At 61.3% G+C, this 22011-nt stretch carries 13 protein-coding genes; 7 read left to right on the forward strand and 6 right to left on the reverse strand.

Annotated elements, in window-relative coordinates; genetic code table 11:
- The first annotated feature begins 1 nt into the window (after window position 1).
- Entirely contained in the window at window positions 2-1174 is a 1173-nt protein-coding gene (gene lapB, locus ACSBQQ_RS05065) for a lipopolysaccharide assembly protein LapB (RefSeq protein ID WP_033634721.1), read from the forward strand.
- Between the two features lie 58 nt (window positions 1175-1232).
- Here lapB and ACSBQQ_RS05070 read toward each other — a convergent pair whose 3' ends face one another.
- Together ACSBQQ_RS05070 and bhsA are read right to left on the reverse strand one after the other, a co-directional pair.
- Window positions 1233-1532 (reverse strand): Arc family DNA-binding protein, encoded by a 300-nt coding sequence (locus ACSBQQ_RS05070; RefSeq protein ID WP_039565877.1) that lies wholly within the window; start codon window positions 1530-1532, stop codon window positions 1233-1235.
- A 172-nt stretch (window positions 1533-1704) separates the two neighbouring features.
- Window positions 1705-1965 carry a multiple stress resistance protein BhsA gene (gene bhsA, locus ACSBQQ_RS05075; RefSeq protein ID WP_033647554.1) on the reverse strand — a complete coding sequence of 87 codons (261 nt, stop codon included), beginning with the start codon at window positions 1963-1965 and terminating at the stop codon, window positions 1705-1707.
- A gap of 329 nt (window positions 1966-2294) precedes the next feature.
- Here bhsA and pyrF point away from each other — a divergent pair, with 329 nt between their 5' ends.
- Both pyrF and yciH read left to right on the forward strand, forming a co-directional pair.
- Entirely contained in the window at window positions 2295-3023 is a 729-nt protein-coding gene (gene pyrF / locus ACSBQQ_RS05080) for an orotidine-5'-phosphate decarboxylase (protein ID WP_060388099.1), read from the forward strand.
- Between the two features lie 10 nt (window positions 3024-3033).
- Window positions 3034-3360, forward strand: coding sequence for a stress response translation initiation inhibitor YciH (yciH, locus tag ACSBQQ_RS05085; RefSeq protein ID WP_033647552.1), 327 nt, complete (start codon window positions 3034-3036; stop codon window positions 3358-3360).
- A 190-nt stretch (window positions 3361-3550) separates the two neighbouring features.
- On the opposite strand, the gene osmB is transcribed toward yciH, so the two are convergent.
- The 4 genes from osmB to ACSBQQ_RS05105 all read right to left on the reverse strand — a co-directional run bounded on the left by osmB (window position 3551) and on the right by ACSBQQ_RS05105 (window position 8174).
- Entirely contained in the window at window positions 3551-3769 is a 219-nt protein-coding gene (gene osmB, locus ACSBQQ_RS05090) for an osmotically-inducible lipoprotein OsmB (protein WP_004945176.1), read from the reverse strand.
- Window positions 3770-4040: 271 nt separating this feature from the next.
- Window positions 4041-4787 carry a DeoR/GlpR family DNA-binding transcription regulator gene (locus tag ACSBQQ_RS05095; protein ID WP_004930631.1) on the reverse strand — a complete coding sequence of 249 codons (747 nt, stop codon included), beginning with the start codon at window positions 4785-4787 and terminating at the stop codon, window positions 4041-4043.
- A 50-nt stretch (window positions 4788-4837) separates the two neighbouring features.
- Window positions 4838-7270, reverse strand: a complete 2433-nt coding sequence (locus tag ACSBQQ_RS05100) for a formate C-acetyltransferase/glycerol dehydratase family glycyl radical enzyme (RefSeq protein ID WP_060387839.1) — start codon at window positions 7268-7270, stop codon at window positions 4838-4840.
- Window positions 7271-7274: 4 nt separating this feature from the next.
- Window positions 7275-8174 carry a glycyl-radical enzyme activating protein gene (locus tag ACSBQQ_RS05105; RefSeq protein WP_033647547.1) on the reverse strand — a complete coding sequence of 300 codons (900 nt, stop codon included), beginning with the start codon at window positions 8172-8174 and terminating at the stop codon, window positions 7275-7277.
- Between the two features lie 149 nt (window positions 8175-8323).
- Between ACSBQQ_RS05105 and fsa the strand changes: the two genes are divergently transcribed.
- The 4 genes from fsa (at window position 8324) to ACSBQQ_RS05125 (ending at window position 21991) form a co-directional block, all read left to right on the forward strand.
- A complete protein-coding gene (gene fsa, locus ACSBQQ_RS05110) occupies window positions 8324-8989 on the forward strand; it encodes a fructose-6-phosphate aldolase (protein ID WP_033647546.1) in 666 nt (221 codons plus the stop codon).
- A 268-nt stretch (window positions 8990-9257) separates the two neighbouring features.
- Window positions 9258-10979 carry a ShlB/FhaC/HecB family hemolysin secretion/activation protein gene (locus ACSBQQ_RS05115; RefSeq protein WP_033647544.1) on the forward strand — a complete coding sequence of 574 codons (1722 nt, stop codon included), beginning with the start codon at window positions 9258-9260 and terminating at the stop codon, window positions 10977-10979.
- 67 nt (window positions 10980-11046) lie between these two features.
- Window positions 11047-21702: a hemagglutinin repeat-containing protein gene (locus ACSBQQ_RS05120; protein WP_060427982.1), complete on the forward strand. Its 10656-nt coding sequence runs from the start codon at window positions 11047-11049 to the stop codon at window positions 21700-21702.
- Window positions 21689-21991 (forward strand): hypothetical protein, encoded by a 303-nt coding sequence (locus ACSBQQ_RS05125; RefSeq protein WP_060427197.1) that lies wholly within the window; start codon window positions 21689-21691, stop codon window positions 21989-21991. The genes ACSBQQ_RS05120 and ACSBQQ_RS05125 overlap by 14 nt, the downstream gene beginning before the upstream one ends.
- The last annotated feature ends 20 nt before the right edge of the window (window positions 21992-22011 follow it).

Consider the following 22011-nt stretch of genomic DNA (forward strand, 5'->3'; position numbering starts at 1 on the left):
TATGTTAGAACTGCTGTTTCTGTTGCTGCCCGTGGCTGCCGCGTACGGTTGGTACATGGGGCGCAGAAGCGCTCAGCAGGATAAACAGCAAGAAGCCAACCGCCTGTCGCGTGAATACGTGGCAGGGGTGAACTTTCTGCTTTCCAACCAGCAGGACAAGGCGGTCGATCTGTTCCTCGACATGTTGAAAGAGGACAGCAACACCGTTGAAGCCCACCTGACGCTGGGTAACCTGTTCCGTTCGCGCGGCGAAGTCGACCGCGCCATCCGCATCCACCAGGCCTTGATGGAAAGCGCCTCCCTGACCTTTGAACAGCGCCTGCTGGCGGTACAGCAGCTGGGCCGCGACTATATGGCGGCCGGGCTGTACGATCGCGCGGAAGACATGTTCAGCCAGTTGACTGACGAAGCGGATTTTCGCGTATCGGCGCTGCAGCAACTGCTGGTGATCCATCAGGCCACCAGCGATTGGCAAAAAGCGATCGACGTGGCGGAAAAGCTGGTCAAGCTGGGTAAAGAGAAACAGCGCGTCGAGATCGCGCACTTCTATTGCGAACTGGCGCTGCAGGCGATGGGCAGCGACGATCTCGATCGGGCGATGAGCCTGCTCAAACGTGCGGACGCAGCCGATAAACAGTGTGCGCGCGTATCCATCATGTTCGGGCGCATCTACATGGCGCAAAACGACTACGCCAAAGCGGCAGAGTCGCTGCAACGCGTGCTGAGCCAGGATAAAGAGTTGGTCAGTGAAACGCTGCCGATGCTGCAGGAATGCTACACGCATCTGCCGGAACAACAGCACAGCTGGGTTGAATTCCTGAAACGCTGCGTGGAAGAGAACACCGGCGCCACCGCCGATCTGATGCTGGCCGAGATCATCGAACAGCACGAAGGGCGCGACGTGGTCCAGGTCTATATCAACCGCCAGCTGCAGCGCCATCCGACCATGCGCGTGTTTTATCGGCTGATGGATTATCACCTGGCGGACGCCGAAGACGGCCGGGCGAAAGAGAGCCTGCTGCTGTTGCGCGATATGGTCGGCGAGCAAATTCGTACCAAGCCGCGTTACCGCTGCCACAAATGCGGCTTCACCGCGCACTCGCTCTATTGGCATTGCCCGTCGTGCCGAGCCTGGTCATCGGTCAAACCGATCCGCGGTCTGGACGGGCAATAACGCGGCGGCGGGGCAAAACAAAACGGGGCGATTATCGCCCCGTTTTTTCGTTTGCCGCTTACTTTTTCTTGCCGCCTTTGGCGCCGGTTTTCAACAGCTGGCGCAGTTTCTTCAGTTCTTTCTGGCTCAGCGGCTGTTCAACCTCTTCTTCGGTGCTTTGATTGTCGATCTCGCCGTGGTGCAGCTCATCCGCCTTTTTGGCCGGCTTTTCTGCCTTGGTGGCGGGCGCGTTGAAGCTGTTTTCCAGGCGCTGGCATACTTCCACGCTCAACGAAAATTCGTTTTCAGCGGCGGCGGCGCGGATTTTTTCCTTCAGTTCCAGAGGAATTTTGATGGTAAGTGTCGATATCTCGCTCATTTTGAAAGCCTTTCTGCAGGAAGATGTCTTCAAGCTAAGCCACTGGCGATCGGGTGTCTAGTGTGTAATAAAAATTTAATATTTCTGTAACAAAGAAGGGTGAGGCAAACGCGGGTTTTTTAGGCGAGAAACAGAGGCAGGGCCCGAGCGTGCGGGCCCTGTACCGGAAACATTATTTATAGATGATCGCGGTGCCGCTCAGCATGTTGTTACCGCCGGCGGAGATGATGCGGTAGCTGCCGGCGCCTTGGGCATCGGCTTTAGCGGCCAGTTTTTTCTCCAGGCTGCTGAGGGTGGTCGCATGGCCCGCGGAAACGATGCCGGTGGCGGTCAGGCTGTCAGCCTGTTGGCTGTTGACCGGCTCAGCGGCGAAGGTAGCGAAAGAGGTCAGTGCGATAGCGGCAGCGGCTGCAAAATATTTGATGGTTTTCATAGGTGACTCCAGTCTGTTTATTTAGGAAGGAAGCCATTCGCTTCCGATGTGGTGAATAATAAAGCATCTGCGCCGTTTGAAAATCTGATAATGCTGAGTAAGTTGTTCAAAGTTTTTGATTGATAATTTACGCATCTTTACGACGTTTTACGCTGCGTGGTTTATCGCTGACGCGCTTTCGTTGACGCGCCATGACAAAGGTGAGAGGTAACATGACAGAGCGGCGGTACGCGCTGCGGCTGGGATTTCTGGCCCCCGGCATGTAGAATGCGGCGGTCAGTTTCGCGGGTGAGTACCTGATTATGTCCATTTTACATAAGGTAGAAGAAATGAAGTCTGAAAATAACGCTAATAACAATGACTTAAAATCATCTCCAATCGTTGTGGCGTTAGATTACGCCGATAAGAACGCTGCGCTGGCGTTCGCCGACCGTATCGATCCGCAAGACTGCCGGCTGAAAGTGGGTAAAGAAATGTTCACGCTGTTTGGGCCGCAGCTGGTGCGCGATCTGCACGGGCGCGGTTTCGACGTGTTTCTCGACCTGAAATTCCACGATATTCCCAATACCACCGCGCATGCGGTTGCGGCGGCGGCCGAGCTGGGCGTTTGGATGGTCAACGTCCACGCCAGCGGCGGCGCGCGCATGATGACCGCCGCTAAAGAAGCGCTGGCGTCATTCGGGGCGGATGCGCCGCTGCTGATCGCCGTGACGGTGCTCACCAGCATGGAAGCGGAAGACCTGCGCGGCATCGGCATTGAGGCCAGCCCGGCGGAACACGCCGAGCGCCTGGCGCGTCTGACTCGCGACTGTGGGCTGGACGGCGTGGTGTGTTCGGCACACGAAGCGCAGCGCCTGAAAGCGGCCTGCGGGCAGGCTTTCCTGCTGGTTACGCCGGGGATCCGCCCTGAAGGCAGCGCGGCGGGCGATCAGCGCCGTATCATGACCCCTGTTCAGGCGCAGGCCGCCGGCGTGGACTACATGGTGATTGGGCGTCCGATCACCCAATCTGCGGATCCGGCCGCGACGCTGCGCGCGATCCGCGCCTCTTTGGCCTGAGGAGGCAATGATGAATGACGATAACAGCCGGCTGGTGTATTCCACGGACACCGGCCGCATCAAGCAGGAAGACGTTAAGCCGCAACGCGCCAAGGGCGACGGCATCGTGCGCATCCAGCGTCAGACCAGCGGCCGCAAGGGGAAGGGGGTATGCCTGATCGCCGGCGTCGATCTGGATGATGCCGCGCTCGACAAACTGGCGGCCGAGCTGAAAAAGAAATGCGGTTGCGGCGGTTCGGTGAAAGACGGGATTATCGAGATCCAGGGCGATAAACGCGATCTGCTCAAACAGCTGCTGGAAGCCAAAGGCATGAAGGTCAAACTGGCGGGCGGTTGAGGTGAATCGCCATGCCGCGGTGCAATACTGCGGCATGGCTTGAGGTTGTTGCTGCCGGGGGTTAGCCCGTTAACGGCAAAAAAACCATAGACTTAAAGTAAAACAGACCTGAAATCATCGTTATTCTGGTTAATACGTCAAAGCGCCGAGGCGCTTTTGCCAGCCTGTCGGCCGAGGTCTCTCGGTCAGGTTATTTGCCAACCTGGTGACCGATGATGCCCCCTACCGCAGCCCCACCCAACGTGCCCAACGCGCTGCCGTCTGTCAGCACTGCGCCGCCGACTGCACCGGCGCCGGCGCCGATAGCGGTGTTGCGATCGCGTTTGGACATGTTGGAACAGGCGCTGAGTGAAAACGCCAGAGTCAGTGCCAGCGCGGCGGTGGCGAAACGTTTATTGATAATCATCATAATGACTTCTCCTTAGCATTGGCTATATGGAAGTGCCCTATAAGTATAGGCGTTAACCATAAATCAGGCCTGCCGTTGATTCCCGTACAGTATCGATATAAAAAAATGGCATTTTTTGTTAACGGCCGAATAATTAGCAAGTTACGGCCCAAAAGGCGCCGAAACTGAGTATAGGTTTCTCGGGAAGGATAAACAGGTAAATAGTCTTAAAATCCCGCTGCGCAAGGGGAAGGCGCGCGGTGTAGCCCGCGCGGTGCGGCAGTGACCTGCGTTATTCGTTGACCAGCTCCACCTGTACGCCCTGGCGTTTCAGCTGATGCTGATACTCCAGCGCCAAGCGCGAATCGGTGATCACCCGGCTGATCTGGCCGGGCTGCGCCAGCGGGTTGGGCTGGATCTGGCCGAACTTGCTCGAGTCCGTCAGCACGATATTCTCCACGCCCTTGGCCAGTACCGCGCTGACCACGTCGGCGCGCATCATGTCGCGGCCGGTAAAGCCGGTTTCGGCCTGAAAGCCGTCAATGCCGATAAACGCCTTGTTGAAATGCACCTGCTGAATGCACAGCCGCGTAAGCGGGCCGACCACGGTCTCGCTTTTCTTCTGGTACATGCCGCCCAGCACAATCACGTCGCAGTCGGTTTCTTTCAGCAGGTTGGCGATATAGTGGCTGACGGTGATCAGCGTAATGCGCTTGCGTTCGGCGATGTAGCGCGCCAGCAGGGCATTGGCGCTGCCGCTCTCGATAAATATCGTTTCGCCGTCGTTGACCTGCGCGGCGGCATATTGCGCCAACCGTTGTTTGAGGGTGAAATTGGACATCATGCGGGCGTCGACGTCGTCGCTCTCCAGCGCCACGGCGGAACCGTGTACCCGCTTCAGATAACTGCGCTTTTCCAGCAGGTTGAGATCCTGCCGGATGGTGACTTCCGAGACGCCCGAGGCGCGCGCCAGCTCATTGACGCTGATCCGCCGGCGATCGTTAACCAACTGCAATATGGTCTGTTGTCGTAAATTCATATCGGCCTGATGATGCGGCCGCCAAGGTGCGGCCGCTAAGAGTCAAAGGTTTAAAGAGTATGTTCTGTGCGCGCAATAATATCATCCTGCGCCTCAGGGGATAATGCGGTAAAGAAGGCGGAATAGCCAGCTACGCGAACCACTAAATCACGATATTGGTCAGGGTGTTGCTTCGCCGCCAGCAGCGTTTCGCGCGACACGATGTTGTACTGCACATGCCAGCCGCGATAGCTCTCGAAGAAGGTGCGCAACATCAGCATCAGCTTTTCCCGATCGCGCGGGTTGTCCAGCGTCGCCGGGTTCAGCTTTTGGTTGAGCAGCACGCCGCCTAGGATTGCCTCGGTAGGCAACTTGGCGAGCGAATTGAACACCGCGGTCGGCCCCAGGTGGTCGGTGCCGGACGCCGGGCTGGCGCCTTCCGCCAGCGGCTGGTGCGCCTTGCGCCCATCCGGGGTGGCGAGGGTGGCGGCGCCGAAGGGCACGTTGGCCGAGATAGACGAGGTGCCGGCGTAGTAGCCGCCGCCTATCGGCCCGCGGCCGAAGCGGGTGTTGCGATACTGCTTCAGTTCCTCGATGTAGGTTTGGTAGGCGCGCACCAGCAGCCGATCGACCTCGTCCACGTCGTTGCCGTATTTGGGCGCGGCGTTGAGCAGCCGCTGGCGCAGCTGTTCGCCATCCAGCCCGGCGAAGTCGTCGGCCAGCGCCGCCGCCAGCCGCTGCTGGCCGATCGCCCCTTGCTCGAACACCAGTTTGCGCACCGCCGCCAGGCTGTTGCCGAGGTTGGCGATGCCGACCTGCAGGCCGGAAACCCAGTCGTACTTGGCGCCGCCTTGCTTGATGCTTTTGCCGCGTTCGATGCAGTCATCCACCAGCGCGGAACAGAGAATATCGTGGGCGTTCTCCTCCAGCACGCTGTCCACCACGCATTCGATCTCAATTGACTTGCGCGTGTAGTAGCGGATTTGTCGGTCCCAGGCGGCCATCACCTGCTCGAAATCGGCGAAGTTTCCTTTGGACAGCGCCTGTTCCTGCGGCAGGAAAATCTGCCCGGAGGTGGCGTCGCGGCCCTGTTCCAGCGCCGCCAGCAGCACGCGGGCAAAGTTGATGAAGCTCATGCCGGTGCAGCGATAGCCCCATTTGCCGCCGACGGCGGTCTCGATGCAGCCGATGGCGGCATAGTCGTAGGCGTCCTGCGGTTCAACCCCCAGCTTGATGAACTCGGGAATGACGATTTCGTCGTTGTTGAACGCCGGCATGCCGAAGCCGCAGCGGATCACCTGCACGCAGGCGTCGAGGAAATCGGCGCTCATTCCTGCGTGGTAACGCACGCTGAGGTTGGGTTGGGTGGAGCGCAGGCGGCCGCAGGATTCGAGGATGGCGTAGGACAGCGGGTTGACCGCATCGCACGGCCGGCCGTCGAGCAGTTTTTGGCCGCCGATGGTGACGTTCTGGTACAGCGGGCTACCGGCGGAGGCCTTGGAGTGCGAGCCGGAGCGGATCTTGTTGACCTCCAGCAGCTTCAGCCAGCAGCTGTGCAGCAGCTCGATGGCGTCTTCCCGCGCCAGGTTCTGCTCCAGCTCGACGTCGCGCCGATACCAGGGATAGAGATATTGGTCGAGGCGGCCGAAGGAAACCGAATGGCCGTTGGATTCGATCTGCAACGTCAACTGGATGAAATAGCACAGCTGCAGCGCCTGCCAGAAGGTGTGCGGCGGGCGATGGGCGATCAGATCGCAGTTGTCTGCGATAGCCAGCAGCTCGGCGCGCCGCCAGTCGCGGGTTTCGCGCTGCGCCATATCGCGCGCCAGGTGAGCGAAACGCAGGATGTGTTCGCTCAGCGCCGCCAGCACGATGTCGATGGCGTTGAGAAACTGCGCTTTATGCAGATCTTCCCACTCGGTCAGGCGCAGGCGGCTGCGGCGCGCGTTCACCTTTTCACGCAGGCCGTCGAGGCCTAGTTCCAGCAGCAGCGGGAAGTTGACCGCCAGGTGGGCGTCGCCGGAGGTCATGTTGCCCTCGGCTTTGATGATGCCGGTGGCCAGCAGCGCCTTCTGTTCGTCGGTAAACATGCCATAGCAGCGATCCTGCACCGTTTGGCCGCGCCACCAAGGGCAAAGACGGTGCAAAATCGCCTTGTTCTCTTCGCTGACCGAGAAGCCGGCACCCGGCCGGTCGGCCAACTGGTCGATCTCGTTTTCTATCCAGCCGACGGTGTATTCGGGGAAGATCGGCGCGGCGCGCAGCTCGCTGGCCTGGTTGCCGACGATCAGCTCGTCGTTGGCGATCCAGATGCTGCGCTTCGCCAGATGGTTGGCCAGCGCCAGCGCGCGGCGCACCGGCAGCGGCCGATCCTGATGCTGTTGATAGGCCTCGGTATAGTGCTGAGCGCGTTCGGTGCACACCGGCGGTTTGACGATGTGAATCAGCGCGTTCTTATGCGCCTGGATGCGGGCGCTGAGGGTGGTCAAATCCAACGTAGTCATGGCGTTATCCTCGCAAAATGGCGCTCAGGCCTTTGGCGCCGGCGTACGCTTCGGCGAAGGCCAGCAGATCGGGCGCGTCCAGCGGCGTGCGGGCGGCGCGGTAAGGTTCGCCGAGCAGGTGATACTTGTTGATGCCCAGCGTGTGATACGGCAGAAAATGGATCTCCGATACGCCGATCTCGTCGGCGGCGAAGTCGACAATCGCGCGGACAGAGTGGCGATCGGCATTGAAATCGGGGATCAGCGGCACGCGCACGGTCATTGGCACGCCGTGCGCCGCCAGCCGGCGGAAATTGTTCATCACCCGACGGGCGGAGCCGCCGGTCCAGGTTTTGAAACGCGCTTCATCGGTGTGTTTGAGATCGGCCAACAGCAGATCCAGCCAGGGCAACGAAGGGGCGATGTAACGCCACGGAACGTGCAGACAGGATTCGACGGCGGTGTGGATGCCGGCTTCGCGGCCGCGCCGCAGCAGCTCTGCCGCGACCTCCGGCTGCATAAAGGGTTCGCCGCCGGACAGCGTTACGCCACCGCCGCTGCGCAGGTAGAAAGGCTTATCCCGCATCACCTCGGCCATGATATCGTCGGGGTTGACCGCGCTGCCGCACAGGCTGAGCGCGCCGGTCGGGCAGGCGGCGGCCAGCGCCGCATAGTCGTCTGCGCTGATGGCTTCGCGCCGCAGCGTCAGCGCGCCCTCGTCACGCTGCAGGCCTTGCGGGCAGCGCTCGGCGCACAGCGTACAGCCGCTCAGGCACAGGCGTTCGTCAAACAGCAGATCCGCGTGGCGCGAGCGGCTTTCGGGGTTCTGGCACCAGCGGCAGCTCAGCGGGCACCCTTTTAAAAAGACCACGCTGCGGATACCGGGGCCGTCATGGGTCGAGTAGCGCTGCAGATTGAAGAACATGAGTCACCCGTTTGGCGTTGCTGAATCTTTCGCCATTAAAGGTGTTTCGAATGAAGGTTGGATTGATTTTGGTCAAAGGTTGGCGGGGTTTTTGCCCTATGATGATCAGAGTTTGAATCCGCCCACAGAACATGACACAGGAGTCCGTGATGGAGCTTTATCTCGATACCGCCGATGTGACGGCGGTAAAACGCCTGGCGCGCATTCTGCCGCTGCACGGCGTCACCACCAATCCAAGCATCGTGGCGAAGGAAGGCAAGCCGATCTGGGAAGTGCTGCCCGCGCTGCGCGACGCCCTCGGCGGCACCGGCAAGCTGTTCGCGCAGGTGATGGCGGCCGATGCGGAGCGCATGGTGGCGGAGGCGGCGCTGCTCAGCCAGCGCGTACCGGGGCTGGTGGTCAAGATCCCCGCAACCGCCGAGGGGCTGGCGGCGATCAAGAAGCTTAAAACGATGTCCATCCCAACGCTGGGCACGGCGGTATACGGCGCCGGGCAGGGGCTGCTGGCGGCCTTGGCCGGGGCGGAATACGTGGCGCCTTACGTCAATCGGGTGGACGCGCAGGGCGGCGACGGCATCGAAATGGTGCACGAGCTGCAGCAGCTGCTGAGCCTGCACGCGCCGTCGGCGCAGGTGCTGGCCGCCAGCTTCAAGACGCCGCGCCAGGCGCTGGAATGCCTGTTGGCGGGCTGCCAGGCGATCACGCTGCCGGTGGATGTGGCGGAGCAGTTCCTGAGCGCGCCGGCGGTGCAGGCCGCGGTCGAGAAATTCGAACAGGATTGGCAGGGGGCGTTCGGCAGCAATTTGCTGGGCTGATAGCTGTCCGTCTCGTTTACTGATTCTCCTCCCGATCGACAATTAATTTTAAAGGATGGCGCATCATGGCGTCATCCTCCCGCCGTTTCGCCATTCTTCTTATGCCCGCCGCCTCCCTTATGGTTTTGTGAATCGCAGTGCCATAAAGCTGTTGATTTTTCCCCCCCGAAGCTCATAATTCGCCCCAGAGTAAGTTTATTTACATTAATTTACTTAACTTATGATTTTGACCAAATAAATAACTATAAGTAACGGTGAGGAGCCAAGGATGCGCTCAGATTCAGATACTGCTCGTGCTTTACTTTATTCTATCCGCTGCGGGCTGTCGGGATTATTGATCGGCGTTGTACCCCTGTTTTCCGCTTCGGCGTCTACCAGCGATGGAATGGCGTCCATTGATGCCCGCGAACAGCAGCGCCAGCAGGAGCGCGAACGCGCCCTGCAACAGCAAAATGCCCCACAGGCCGATGCGCGCCTTTCCCGTCCCGACGTTGTGCTGCCCGATTACCCAACCGATGAACGCCCTTGCTTCATCATCAATCGGCTAACGTTGGTCGGCGAGTCTGCCGATCGCTTTCAATGGGCGTTGAACGCCGCGGCGGATGCCAGGGGCCGCTGTCTGGGCAGCCAGGGCATTGTGCTTGCCATCAACAAGGTACAAAACGTCATACTGGCCAAGGGCTATGTCACCACACGCGTGATGGCGCAGGAGCAGGACTTGACCACGGGCGTGTTGGCGCTGACGCTGCAGCCGGGGCGTATCGGTGATATCCGCTTTGAGGAGCCGGTCTCCTGGCGTGGGCGGCTGTGGAACGCTATTCCGGCCTCACGCGGCGATATTCTCAGCCTGCGCGATATCGAACAGGGGCTGGAGAATTTCAGGCGGGTGCCCAGCGCCAATGCCGATATTAAAATCGTACCCGGTGCCGAGGACGGAACCAGTGACCTGCAGGTCAACTGGCACGAAGGTCGCCCGGTGCGGCTCAGCCTGGGGCTGGACGACAGCGGCTCCAAAAGTACCGGGCGTTATCTCGGTTCGGCCACTCTGGCTATCGATGCGCCGTTTGCACAGAATGACCTGTTTTACGCCAACATCGGCAAGGATGTGTTTCAGCACGGGCCGTTCGGCAACCGTTCACATACGCTGAACTACTTTTTCCCGGTGGGATATTGGGCTTTCTCGGCCAATTACAACGACTACACCTATCACCAGAACATCCCCAACGCCAATGAGGTGCTGCGCTACAGCGGCAAGAGCGACAACATTCAGTTGACCGTCTCCCGGTTGCTGTACCGCGACCAGTCGCACAAGTTAACGCTCAACCTGCGCGGCTACCGCAAGCACTCGACTAACGCCGTGGACAACGTTGATATTGTGTCGCAAAAACGTCGGACCGCCGGCTGGGAGCTGGGGCTGAATCAGCGCAGCTACTTCGGTACCACTACGCTGGACGCCAATATCAACTGGCGCCGCGGCACCGGCGCATTCAATGCCCTGCCTGCCCCGGAAGAGTCGCGTCATGAAGGCAGCGCACGTACCGGCATTTTGCTCGGCGACCTGGGTATCAATCAGCCGTTCTCCTGGGGCGATCAGCCCTGGCGGGTGTATACCAGCGTAAGGGGGCAGTGGAGCCCGAACGCGCTGACGCCGCAGGAGCGGATGGCCATTGCCGGGCGTTACACGGTGCGTGGCTTTGATGGCGAACAGATGCTGTCCGGCGAAAAGGGCCTGCTATGGCGCAATGAAATCGCCTGGAACGTGTTTTCTCGCGGGCATGAATTGTATCTGGCCGCCGACTACGGCCGGGTGGACGGCCCAAACACCCGCCACTTGGTTGGCCATCAATTGGCGGGCAGCGCGCTCGGCGTGCGCGGCGCGCTGTGGGGGCGATTCAGCTATGACCTGTTTGCCGGCGTTCCGCTCTACAAGCCTGCGGGGTTCCACACCTCCGGCGCGACCGCGGGTTTTAGCGTAAATCTGGAAATCTGAACATCGCGATACCGGCAGCGTTGCTGCGCTGATCTGAACGGACTGACTTTTCTCACGGATGTGACCTATGAACAAACATTGCTATCGCCTTATCTTCAGCCGCACCCACGGGGAGTTGCGGGTGGTGTCCGAACTGGCCCGCAGCTGCAGCAGCGAGCCGGGGCAGCGCATCGGTTCAGGAATAACGGGTGGAAGTCGTCTGTGGGTCACCGTGCGTCGGTCAGTGTGGCTGCTTGGGCTGTTGATGTTCGCCGGCCCCGTCATGGCAGACGGCATTGTCGCGGACGGCGGTGCCAATCCTTCCCAGCGGCCGGAGGTCATCACTACCCAGAACGGCTTGCCGCAGGTCAACATCACCGCCCCCAACCAGGCTGGGGTCTCACATAATCAGTATCAGCAGTTCGACGTCGACGCCAAAGGCGCCATCCTCAACAACTCGGCGGTGATGACCGCGACCCAGATGGCCGGGATGATCCAGGGTAACCCTAATCTCAATCCCAATTCCGCGCCGGCTCGCGTCATCCTCAACGAAGTCAACAGCAACAATCCCAGCCAGCTGCGCGGTTTTATGGAAGTGGCCGGCGGCAAGGCGCAGGTGATTGTGGCCAACCCCGCCGGCATTGTCTGCAACGGCTGCGGCACCATCAACGCTGGGCGCATGACGCTGACCACCGGCAAACCGCAACTGAACGCCGATGGCAGCGTGGCGGGCTACCAGGTCGAGCGCGGCGTGGTGCGCATCGAGGGCGGTGGGCTCAACGGCGATACCCGTCATGATACCGAGTACGTCGACATTCTGGCGCGCGCGGTGGAGGTCAACGCCGGCGTCTGGGCTAAAGAAGGCGTGTCGGTGGTGGCCGGTCGTAACCGCGTGAGCGCGGACGGCAAAACCGCCGCGCCGCTTTCGGACGACGGCAGTGCCAGGCCTGAGCTTGCCATCGACATGGGGCAGATGGGCGGCATGTACAGCGGCAGTATCCGCATGATCGGCACCGAAGCCGGCGTCGGCGTGCGTAACCAGGGCGGACAGGTCCGGGCGGGCAAAACGCTCACCGTGAGCAGCGAAGGCAAGCTCAGTTGGCGCTCTGATGCGCCGGATGCGGCCACCCAGGCCGGCGGCGATATTCAATTGGCGGCAAAAGGCGACATCGAGACGCACGGCAAAGTGTACAGCGGTGGCCAACTGGCCGTGCAGAGTCGCGAGGGAATGTTGACGCAGTCCGGTACACTGGCGGCGGCCGGGAATGTGCACCTGAACGCCGCGCGCGGCATCCAAAGCAGCGGCCACCTGCTGGCGGGCAGTAATGCCGAAAGCGCGCTGGTCCATGATGCCAATCTGCAGCTTGATAGCCAGGGCGATATCCGCGCCAGTGGCAGTCTGCTCGGTAAAAAGAACGTCAACGCGTCCGGGCGGCGGGTGGATATCAGCGGCGCGCAGGTTGCGGCCGGCCGCACCGCGCTGGCGGCCCGCGAGGGCGGCGTGGCCTTGCGCCAGTCCACCGTAGACAGCGGTGAGCTGGCCGTGAGCACGAAGGGAAATGTGGATGCGCAGCAGGCCAAGGTCAAGGCCGGGCGCTGGGCGGTCGATGCTGACAGCCTGTTCAACCAACAGGCGACCTGGTCTCAGACCGGTGACGGTGAGAGCCGTTTCACCCTGGCAGGCGCACTGGATAACAGTGACGGCACCATCGAGACGCAGAGCCTCCGGCTTTCGTCCGGCCGGCTGGTCAATCAGCGCGGTCGCCTGGTGGCGTTGGGGGAAACGGCGCAGCACTGGCGAGTGGGTGGCCTGCTCGACAATGGCGGTGGCACGATGGGCAGCAACGGAGCTCTTCGCCTCGACGCCGGTCGCCTCGATAACCAGCGCGGCACGATAAAAACCCAGGCGGGGTTCACGCTCCATGCTGATGGCGCGGTGAATAATGCCGGCGGCAACCTGCTGGCCGGGAACGGCCTGAGGCTTGAGGCAGGTAGCGATCTGAATAACCAGTCCGGCACCCTGAGCGGCGATGACGTGCGTCTGGCGGTACAACGGCTGGATAACGCGCAGGGGCAGGTCATCGGCCAGGGAAATCTCGAAATGACGGCCGGCCGCCTGGATAACCAACGCGGCCTGATTGGCGCCGGCAAGGCGCTGAATGTGCACGCCGGCGACTGGGACAACCGTGGCGGCACGGCGCAAGGTGAAACGGCCGTCACGGCAACGGCGAGCAATCTCAACAACGACGGCGGTAAGCTGCTTTCAGGCCATACATCAACCCTGAAGACCTCGGGCAACGCCACCAACCGCGGCGGTGAAATCAGTGCTACGGTGCTGACGGTGCAGTCTGACCGTCTCGACAACAAGCAGGGCAAGGTGATTGGCCGACAACGGCTTAACCTGCATGCCCGTCAGGGGCTGGACAACACGCAGGGGCTGCTGGGCGCCGATGAGATGCTGACGGTGAGCAGTGAGGGCGAGCTGAGCAATCATCACGGTAGGGTGCAGGGGAATGGGCAAACCACGGTGTCAGCGCGAGACATCCACAACGAGGCCGGCAAGCTGCTGGGCGGGCAGAGACTCTCTCTCACTGCGTCGGGCGTGCTTGGCAACCGCGAGGGGGAAATCAGCGGCGAGTCGCTCACGCTAACGGCGCAGCGCCTCGATAACGCTCAGGGCAAGGTGGTCGCCAGGCAGGATGCGAACCTGACGGCGAAGCAAGGGTTGAGCAACGCCGCCGGCTGGCTTGAAGGCGGCAGCGCACTCGCCGTCAACACCGATGGCGATTGGGACAATCAGGGCGGCACCGCACAAGGTGGCCGGCAGGTCACCGCCAACGCGCAGTCGCTCGACAATACCGGCGGGCGGCTGCAGTCCGGCGGAGGCCTGACGCTTGACGCCGCAGGCAATATCCTCAACCGTTCCGGCAAACTGACCGCGCAGCAGGCCCTTGCCGTTAACGGCGGAGCAGCCAGCCTGTTCGATAATGACGGCGGCTCCCTGCAGAGCGGCGGCGATCTGTCTCTGCAGGGAGGCCAGTTGACCAACCGCGCCGCAGGGGTGGTGCTGGGCGGCCAGGCGCTTTCTCTGAATCTGGCGGGGGGCTGGGATAACCAAAACGGCACCTTGACCGGCAATGGCCGCACGCAGGTGCGCGCCGCCAGTCTGCTCAATGCTCAGGGCGCCATCAACGCGCTGGATAGCCTGGACATGCAGTTCACCGGCAAACTGGATAACCGCCAGGGGCGAGTTTTCAGTCAATCGTCTCAGGTGTTGCAGGCACAGGATATCGTCAACACGCAGGGCTGGATGGGCAGCCTGGGGAGCTGGCGGGCCATCAGCGGCGGTTTTGACAATACGCAGGGCAGCGTACAGAGCCGGCAGGAAACACAGCTTACGGCTGACTGGTTGGATAACGCCCGGGGCGTGATGCAATCGGCGCAAAACCTGGCGCTGCGCATCAAGCAGGATATCGATAACCGCAGCGGTAAGGTCTCGGCGCAGGGGCAACTGACCGTACAAGGGGCCGCTGACGGCGAGCACGCCGGCGCCATCAATAACACCGGCGGCGAATGGCTGGCGGGCCAGGCGCTGACTATCGCCGCCCGCAGCCTTGATAACGTCCAGGCGGGGCAACTCTACAGCCAGAAGCAGCTGCGGCTCAATTTGAACGGCGGGCTGGACAACCGCGGCGGGAAAATACAGGGCGGCGATGCGCTGACGTTTGATGCGCAGGCGCTGAATAATGCCGGCGGGACGATAGACGGCCAGCAACGCGTGGCGCTGCGCATTCTTGGTTTGCTGGAAAATACCGGCGGTGCAGTGCGCAGCAATGGCGGGCAAGAGGTGTCGGCCGCCGGTATCAATAATACACGCGGCGTACTCAGCAGCCGCGGCGGCATCACGGTGGCATCAAAGCAACTGGATAATACCGGTGGTACGCTCATCAGTCAGGGGGCGGGCACCTACCGACTCGACCGGCTTAACAATCAGCATGGCAAGGTGCACAGCGGCGACGCGCTCACGCTTGAGGGGGCGCAGGTCAACAACCGGGGTGGGCAATTAGTGTCAACCTACGGGCTGGCGCTCAAGGCCGGGACGCTCGATAACAGCGGTCAGGGCACGCTCAGCAGCCAGGCGGAACTGGATGTGCAGGCCGAGCGCCTGAACAATCGCGATGGCGGGTTGATACTGGGCACCACGCGCACCGATATCACCTCTCGTGATATCGACAATACCGCAGGCCGCCTGCAGAGTAGCGGCCAGATGACCCTCTCGGGGGTAACGCAGCTGGACAACCGCCAGGGGCGGATCCTGGCCAACGGCAACCTCAATATCAATACTGACCGGTCACGGACCGACTCGCCGCTGGCGCTGCTCAACCAGGGCGGGCGAGTGGAGAGCGCCGGGCAACTTACCTTGCATGCGCGTACCTTGGATAATCAGAACGGTACCCTGCTGGGGCTGCAGGCGTTGACGCTGTCCGCGCAGCAGGACTACATCCATCAGGCCGGCGAAACGATCAGCAGTAACGGTACGGTGACGTTCTCTCTGAGCGGCGCCTTCACCAACCTGGCGGATTGGTTGCTGCCCGGCAAGCTGGCGCTCCATGCTGCCAGCATCACCAATCCGGCGGCGCTGGTGGGCAAAACGCTGCAGCTGACGACCGGAGCCTTGCAAAACACCGGGCGTCTTGAGGCGGACAGCATGACGCTGAACGTCGATACCCTGGACAACGCCGCGGCGCTGATGGGCGACGACATCACCGTGAACGGGCGCATTATCGACAACCACGGTGCGCCTGCGGTGATGGCGGCGACCCACAGCCTGACGGTGCAGGCCGGTGAGCGGCTGACCAACCGGGAGGGCGCGCTGATTTACAGCGCCGACCGTCTGCACCTGCACAGCGATGACCTGATTGAAAACCGGGCCAGCTTTATCGAAGCGGACGGTGACGCCACCGTGGAAGCGCGTCGCCTGAACAACCTGCGCGAAGGGCTGGTGATTGAGCGTAACGCCGAGAAGAGCGACTACAAATGGCACCGCTACAACTACTACTGGCGCTCCTACGGTTCAAAGGTCAATCCCGATAAAAGCACCATGGCACCGATCACCCAGCAGCTGACCTATCAGGATGACGCGGCGGCGCAAACCAACCGCTACGGCACACTGCTGGCCATTGATGCGGCGGGCAAGCGCGCACAGGTACGGGTCAAGGACAATAAGGGCCAATTGACCGACCTGTGGGTCAACTACCTGGCGCTCAAGCCGAATGCCGATGGCAGCTATGCGATGACGTTCTATGAAACGCGTGGGGGCAATCAGCTGGCGACCATCCCGACGCCTTATCAAAACGGCTTCCATTGGGAGCACGACTGGACGCAGGTGATGACCTGGGATCCCGAAAAGCATGTCGATATCGACAGCGCGCCGTTCATCACCGATTACAACAACTTCCGCGAACGTACCGAGAGCGGCACGGTGACGCGCGATAAGCTGGTGAGTGAGGGGATCGGCGCGCGTATTCTGGCCGGCGGCAACATGGTGCTGCGCATCACGGGAACGTTGCTCAATGACGCCAGCGTCATTACGGCCAACGGCAATCTGACGCAGGACGGCGGCGGCAGCGTGGACAACCGCGGTTACTCGGTTAACGAGCGGCGTCAGGCGGCTATCGTTGACCATTATGACAAGGACACGCATCACTGGTATCCCACGTTCAATCGGGACGAAACCACGGCGCTGGCGACCGTTGACGGGCTGATCACCGGCAATGGCACGGTCACCATCAACGGAGCCCGCATCACCAACACCACGGTCAATCAGGCGCAAATCAGTCAACTTGATGCGGCGTTAAAGGCGGTGGATGCCGAACGCGCCGAGCTTGAGCGCAATCCGCTGGCCTTCACGGTAGAGGGCGCTGCCCGACCTGACGGCGATACGACGCTGGCGCCGGGTGAGCAAATGACAAGACCGGGCGCCACGCCGTCCTCGCCGCTGGGGCGCCCACTGCTGCCGTCTGAGCTGGCGCTGACGCAGTTACAGCATCTGGGCAATGTGGCCACCGCCATCCCCAATAACGGCTTGTTTAGTCAACATACGGCGACCGGCAGCCCGTTCCTGGTGGTAACCGATGAACGCTTTACCCGCCGCGACAACTTTATCAGCAGCGACTACATGCTCGAGCGCGTAGGGTATGACCCCGCGCAGGCCCATAAGCGCCTGGGGGACGGCTTTTACGAGCAGCGTCTGGTGCGTGAGCAGGTGCTGGCGCTGACCGGTAAACCGTCCGTCAAGGGCTGGGATGCGATGGAGCAGTACCAGCAACTGATGAACAACGGCAGCAAAGTCGCCCAGGACTTCCATCTGGTGCCGGGCGTGGCGTTGACGCCGGAGCAGATTGCGGCGCTGCAACAGGATATCGTCTGGCTGGTGAGCGAGACGGTGCAAACGGAAGGCGGCCCGCAAACGGTGTGGGTGCCGAAGGTGTATCTGGCACAGGCTACGCTGCGCCTGACCGGCGATGGCGCGCTAATTGGTGGCGGTGATCTGCAACTCTCGGCAAACAGCATCACCAATGCCGGCAACCTGTTTGCCGAAAAAGCCCTGACGGTTGACGCCGGGCAGTTCCTGCATCAGGGCGGCGACGTCAGGGCAGGCAGCATTGACGTGCAGGCAGACAGTCTGGCCATGAGCACTAACCTGCAGGACGCGCTGCGCCAGGCGACCATGAGCGCCGGCGACATTCGCCTGCGTGGCACCGATATCACGCTCACCGGAGCGAAACTGGATGCGACCGATACGCTCAGCCTGAGCGCGCGTAACGATCTGACCATCACCGCCGCCAAAAGCAGCCATACCGCCGATCTTGAGGTTATCTCCGGTTCAATGGGTAACCGCACCCGCGGCGGCACGGAAGCGGCAGGCTCCCGGATGGCGCACGTCAGCGGCGAATGGCAGCAGGCTCTGGGGAGTCAGCTTAACGCTGGCGGCAACCTCTCGCTCAATGCCGGGCGAGACGTCACGTTCACGGGCAGCCAGGCCAGCGCCGCCGGCAGCACCCGCGTGCAGGCCGGCGGCGATATCAACATCCGGGCCGAGACGACCACCAACACCACGCACCTGGACGCCAACAGCCGTACTTCATCAGTCAGCAACGACCGCCAGGAAGAGCGCCTGACAGTAAGCGCACTCGGCGGAGACCAGGGCGTCACCCTGGTGGCGGGCAACCGCCTGTTGGCCGAAGGCGCGCAGATTGACAGTAAAGAGGGGCGTATTGGCGTCAGCGCACGGGACGTGAGCATTAAAGACGCGCGTACCCGCACGCAGGACCAGGACAGCGAAAACAAGCGCGAAGGCAAAACCAAGAGCCATCGCGAAGAGCAAACCGAGCGCGAAATCAGCACCGGCAGCACCTTCAGCGGGCGCGAGGGTGTGACCGTGATCGGGCGTGAAGGCGACGTCACGGTTACCGGCAGCACCCTGCACAGCGACCAGGGCGCCATCGCCCTGCAGGCGAAGCAGGATGTGACCCTCAATACCGCCACTGAACGCGAGTCGGCCCTCAGTGAAGAGCGGTCACAGAAAAAAGGTTTCCTGAAAAAAAGCAGCAGCCACAGCGTGGCGCATGACGCCACCACACGCGAGAAAGGCAGCCTGCTCAGCGGCAACAGCGTCAGCGTCAGCGCCGGCAACGATCTGACGGTCACCGGCTCGGCCATTGCCGCCGACCAGGACGTGAACCTGCAGGCAGGCCGTAACGTCGACATCGGCGCGGCCACCGAGAGCGACACGCATTACCGGCTGGAAGAGAAGAAAAAAAGCGGCCTGCTGGGCAGCGGCGGCATCGGCTTCACCATTGGTAAACAGTCGAGCAAACACGAAATCGACGAGAAAGGCCGGACCCAAAGCCAAAGCGTCAGCACCGTCGGCAGCAGCCAGGGCAGCGTCAACATCACGGCGGGCAACCAACTGCACATCGGCGGCGCCGACCTGGTGGCGGGCAAAGATCTGGCTCTTACCGGCGACAGCGTGACTATCGATCCCGGCGTTGATGCGCGCACGCGTAAAGAGACTTACGAGCAGAAGCAGAGCGGCCTAAGCGTTGCGCTGTCGGGCACCGTGGGCGGCGCGCTCAACACCGCCGTCAGCTCGGCGCAGCAGGCGCGAAAAGAAGGCGATGGGCGCCTGAACGCGCTGCAAAACACCAAGGCGGCACTGTCCGGCGTGCAGGCTGCACAGGCCTGGGAGCGGGATAATGCGCTGACCGCCTCGGCGGAGGCGAAAAACGCCGCTGCCGGCTTGCAGCCGGGAGACGAAGGTGCGGCGCAGGGCGCCACCAATACGGTGGGTATCAGCGCCTCCTACGGCAGCCAGTCGTCGAAGAGCGAAACCCGCACCGACAGCCACCAGTCGCAGGGCAGCACGCTCACCGCCGGGCAAAACCTGTCGATAACGGCGAGCGGCAAGAACCACAACGCGCAAAGTGGCGATATCGTCGTCACCGGCAGCCAACTGAAAGCGGGCAAAGACCTGTCGCTCGATGCGGCGCGGGACATTACCCTGCAGTCGGCGCAGAACAGCGAAAGCACCGTCGGCAAGAACAGCAGCAAAGGCGGCAACGTCGGTGTCGGCATCGGCGCAGGCTCGGGCGGGTACGGCATCAGCGTCTCGGCCGGCGTCAATGCCGGCAAGGGGCATGAGAACGGCAACGGCCTGACGCATGCCGAAACCACCCTGGATGCGGGCAGTAATCTCAAGGTGACCAGCGGCCGCGACACCCGGCTGACCGGCGCGCAGGCCAGCGGAGAAAAGGTTACCGTCGACGTGGGCCGTGACCTGACGCTGGAAAGCCAGCAGGACAGCGACCGCTATGATGCCAGGCAGACCCAGATGAGCGGCGGGATCAGCGTGCCGATCGGCGCCGGCAGCGGCTCGGCGAATTTTAGCGCCAGCAAGGACAAACTGCACAGCAACTTCGACTCGGTAAAAGAGCAGACCGGGCTGTTTGCCGGCAAGGGCGGGTATGACGTCAAGGTCAAAGAACACACCCAGCTCGACGGCGCTGTGATTGCAAGCCAAGCTGACAAGGAGAAAAACCGCCTCGATACCGGCACGCTGGGCTGGACGGACATCCACAACCAGGCGGACTACAGCGCAACGCACAGCGGCGGCAGCTTCAGCACCGGCGGGCCGGTGGGCAAGGATCTGCTGACCAACACGGCCGGCGGCATGCTGTCGGGCGCCAACCACAGCGGGCACGCCGAGGGCACGACAAAGGCCGGGGTTAGCGAAGGTACGCTGATAGTTCGCGACACCGGCAAACAGCAGCAGGATGTGGCGCAGCTTAACCGGGATACCGAGCATGCCAACGACGGCAGCATCAGCCCGATATTCAACAAGGAGAAGGAGCAAAACCGGCTCAAACAGGCGCAGCTTATCGGCGAGATTGGCGGCCAGGCGATGGACGTCATCCGCACGCAGGGGGATATCGCCGGGCTGAAGGCACAGAAAGACCCGGCGGCGCTGGCGCAGGCCAGGGAACAGCTTGAGAAGAGCGGCAAACCGACGAACGATGCGGCGGTGATGCAGCGGGCATACGACAACGCGATGCGGCAATACGGCACCGGCAGCGACCTGCAGAAGGCGGCGCAGGCGGTGACGGGGGCGCTGACGGCGCTGGCAGGCAATAACCTGGCGGGGGCGCTGGCAAGCGGCGCCTCGCCGTACCTGGCGACGGAAATCAAGAAGCGGGTCGGTGAAGACAACATGGCCGCCAATGCGATGGCGCATGCAGTGCTGGGCGCGGTGACCGCGCAGCTGAATAACCAGTCAGCCGCAGCAGGGGGGCTGGGTGCGGGCGGCGGTGAACTGGCGGCGCGCTACATTGCCGGCCAGCTGTTCCCGGGCAAAACGGCGCAGCAGCTGAGCGAAAGCGAGAAACAGCAGCTGAGCGCGCTGAGCCAACTGGCTGCGGGGCTTGCAGGCGGGCTGGCGACGGGGGATACTGCGGGAGCGGTGACCGGCGGGCAGGCTGGGAAGAATGCGGTGGAGAATAACGCGCTGAGTGATCTTGTTGACGCTGTATCTCAGGGTAAGACACCTCAGCAGGTAGCCGAAGAACGTGTCGACGCAGAGAACGAACGTTATAAGCAGCAAAACTGTGCCGGAATGAGCGCGGAAGCGTGCTCGGTGAAGATGTATACTGAGCGCCGGGAAGAACTGAAAGATATCCTGTCGACAGGTGCAGATTTTGTGCCGGTGGTTGGGGATATCAAGAGCTTTGCGGAAGCGCAGAGTGCGCTGGATTACTTGGTAGCGGCGATAGGGATTATACCGGGTGCGGGTGATGCCGCGGGCAAAGCGATCAAGGCGGCAGAGACAGCGCTGAAGAAAGGGGATGTTGCTGAAGCGTCCAGGCTGATTAACAAGGCCAGTGATGAAGTATCTGCCACTCTCCCAATGGGAAGTAAGCGCAATCCGATGAATCAGCCAAGTAACCCATCTTATCAACCTGTAAGGAATCAGCCGGGTACGATCAGAAATCGAGAATATTCAGGGCACGCCTTAGACAGAATGCAGGATCGAGGAATAACGCCTTCTGTTGTTGAGAATACCATTAAAAATGGAAAATCGACTCCTAGCCGAGGCGGAACAACAGTACACTTTGATCCTGAGAGTAAAGTATCCGTAGTTACGAACGAATCTGGTAGAGTGGTCACGGTTAAATATGGCGATAAATGAGAAGAATGATATCTGTGAGTATGCGCTTCATTCATTAAGTGATGTCATTAGCTTTGCGAGGTTCGTCAGTTACGCAGAAGATTTGCCTCAGCTAAATGAGCTATTTGAAAATGAGCACAATAGAGATAATTATCAGAAAATATGGTTTGAACTAGAAATTATCAATGCACTTGCTCTGTCTGAATGGGAGAGTGAAGGCCGTCCCGCAGACTGGCAAACACGTTGGGAATCAGAATATAAACACGATGCTTCTGAACTACTGGATGAGTTATTAAAGACATTGAAGTAAGGTAGCGGGGCTCACGGCAT

The sequence above is a fragment of the Serratia sp. G204Y genome (assembly GCF_051172435.1).
Lineage (GTDB): Bacteria > Pseudomonadota > Gammaproteobacteria > Enterobacterales > Enterobacteriaceae > Serratia > Serratia sarumanii.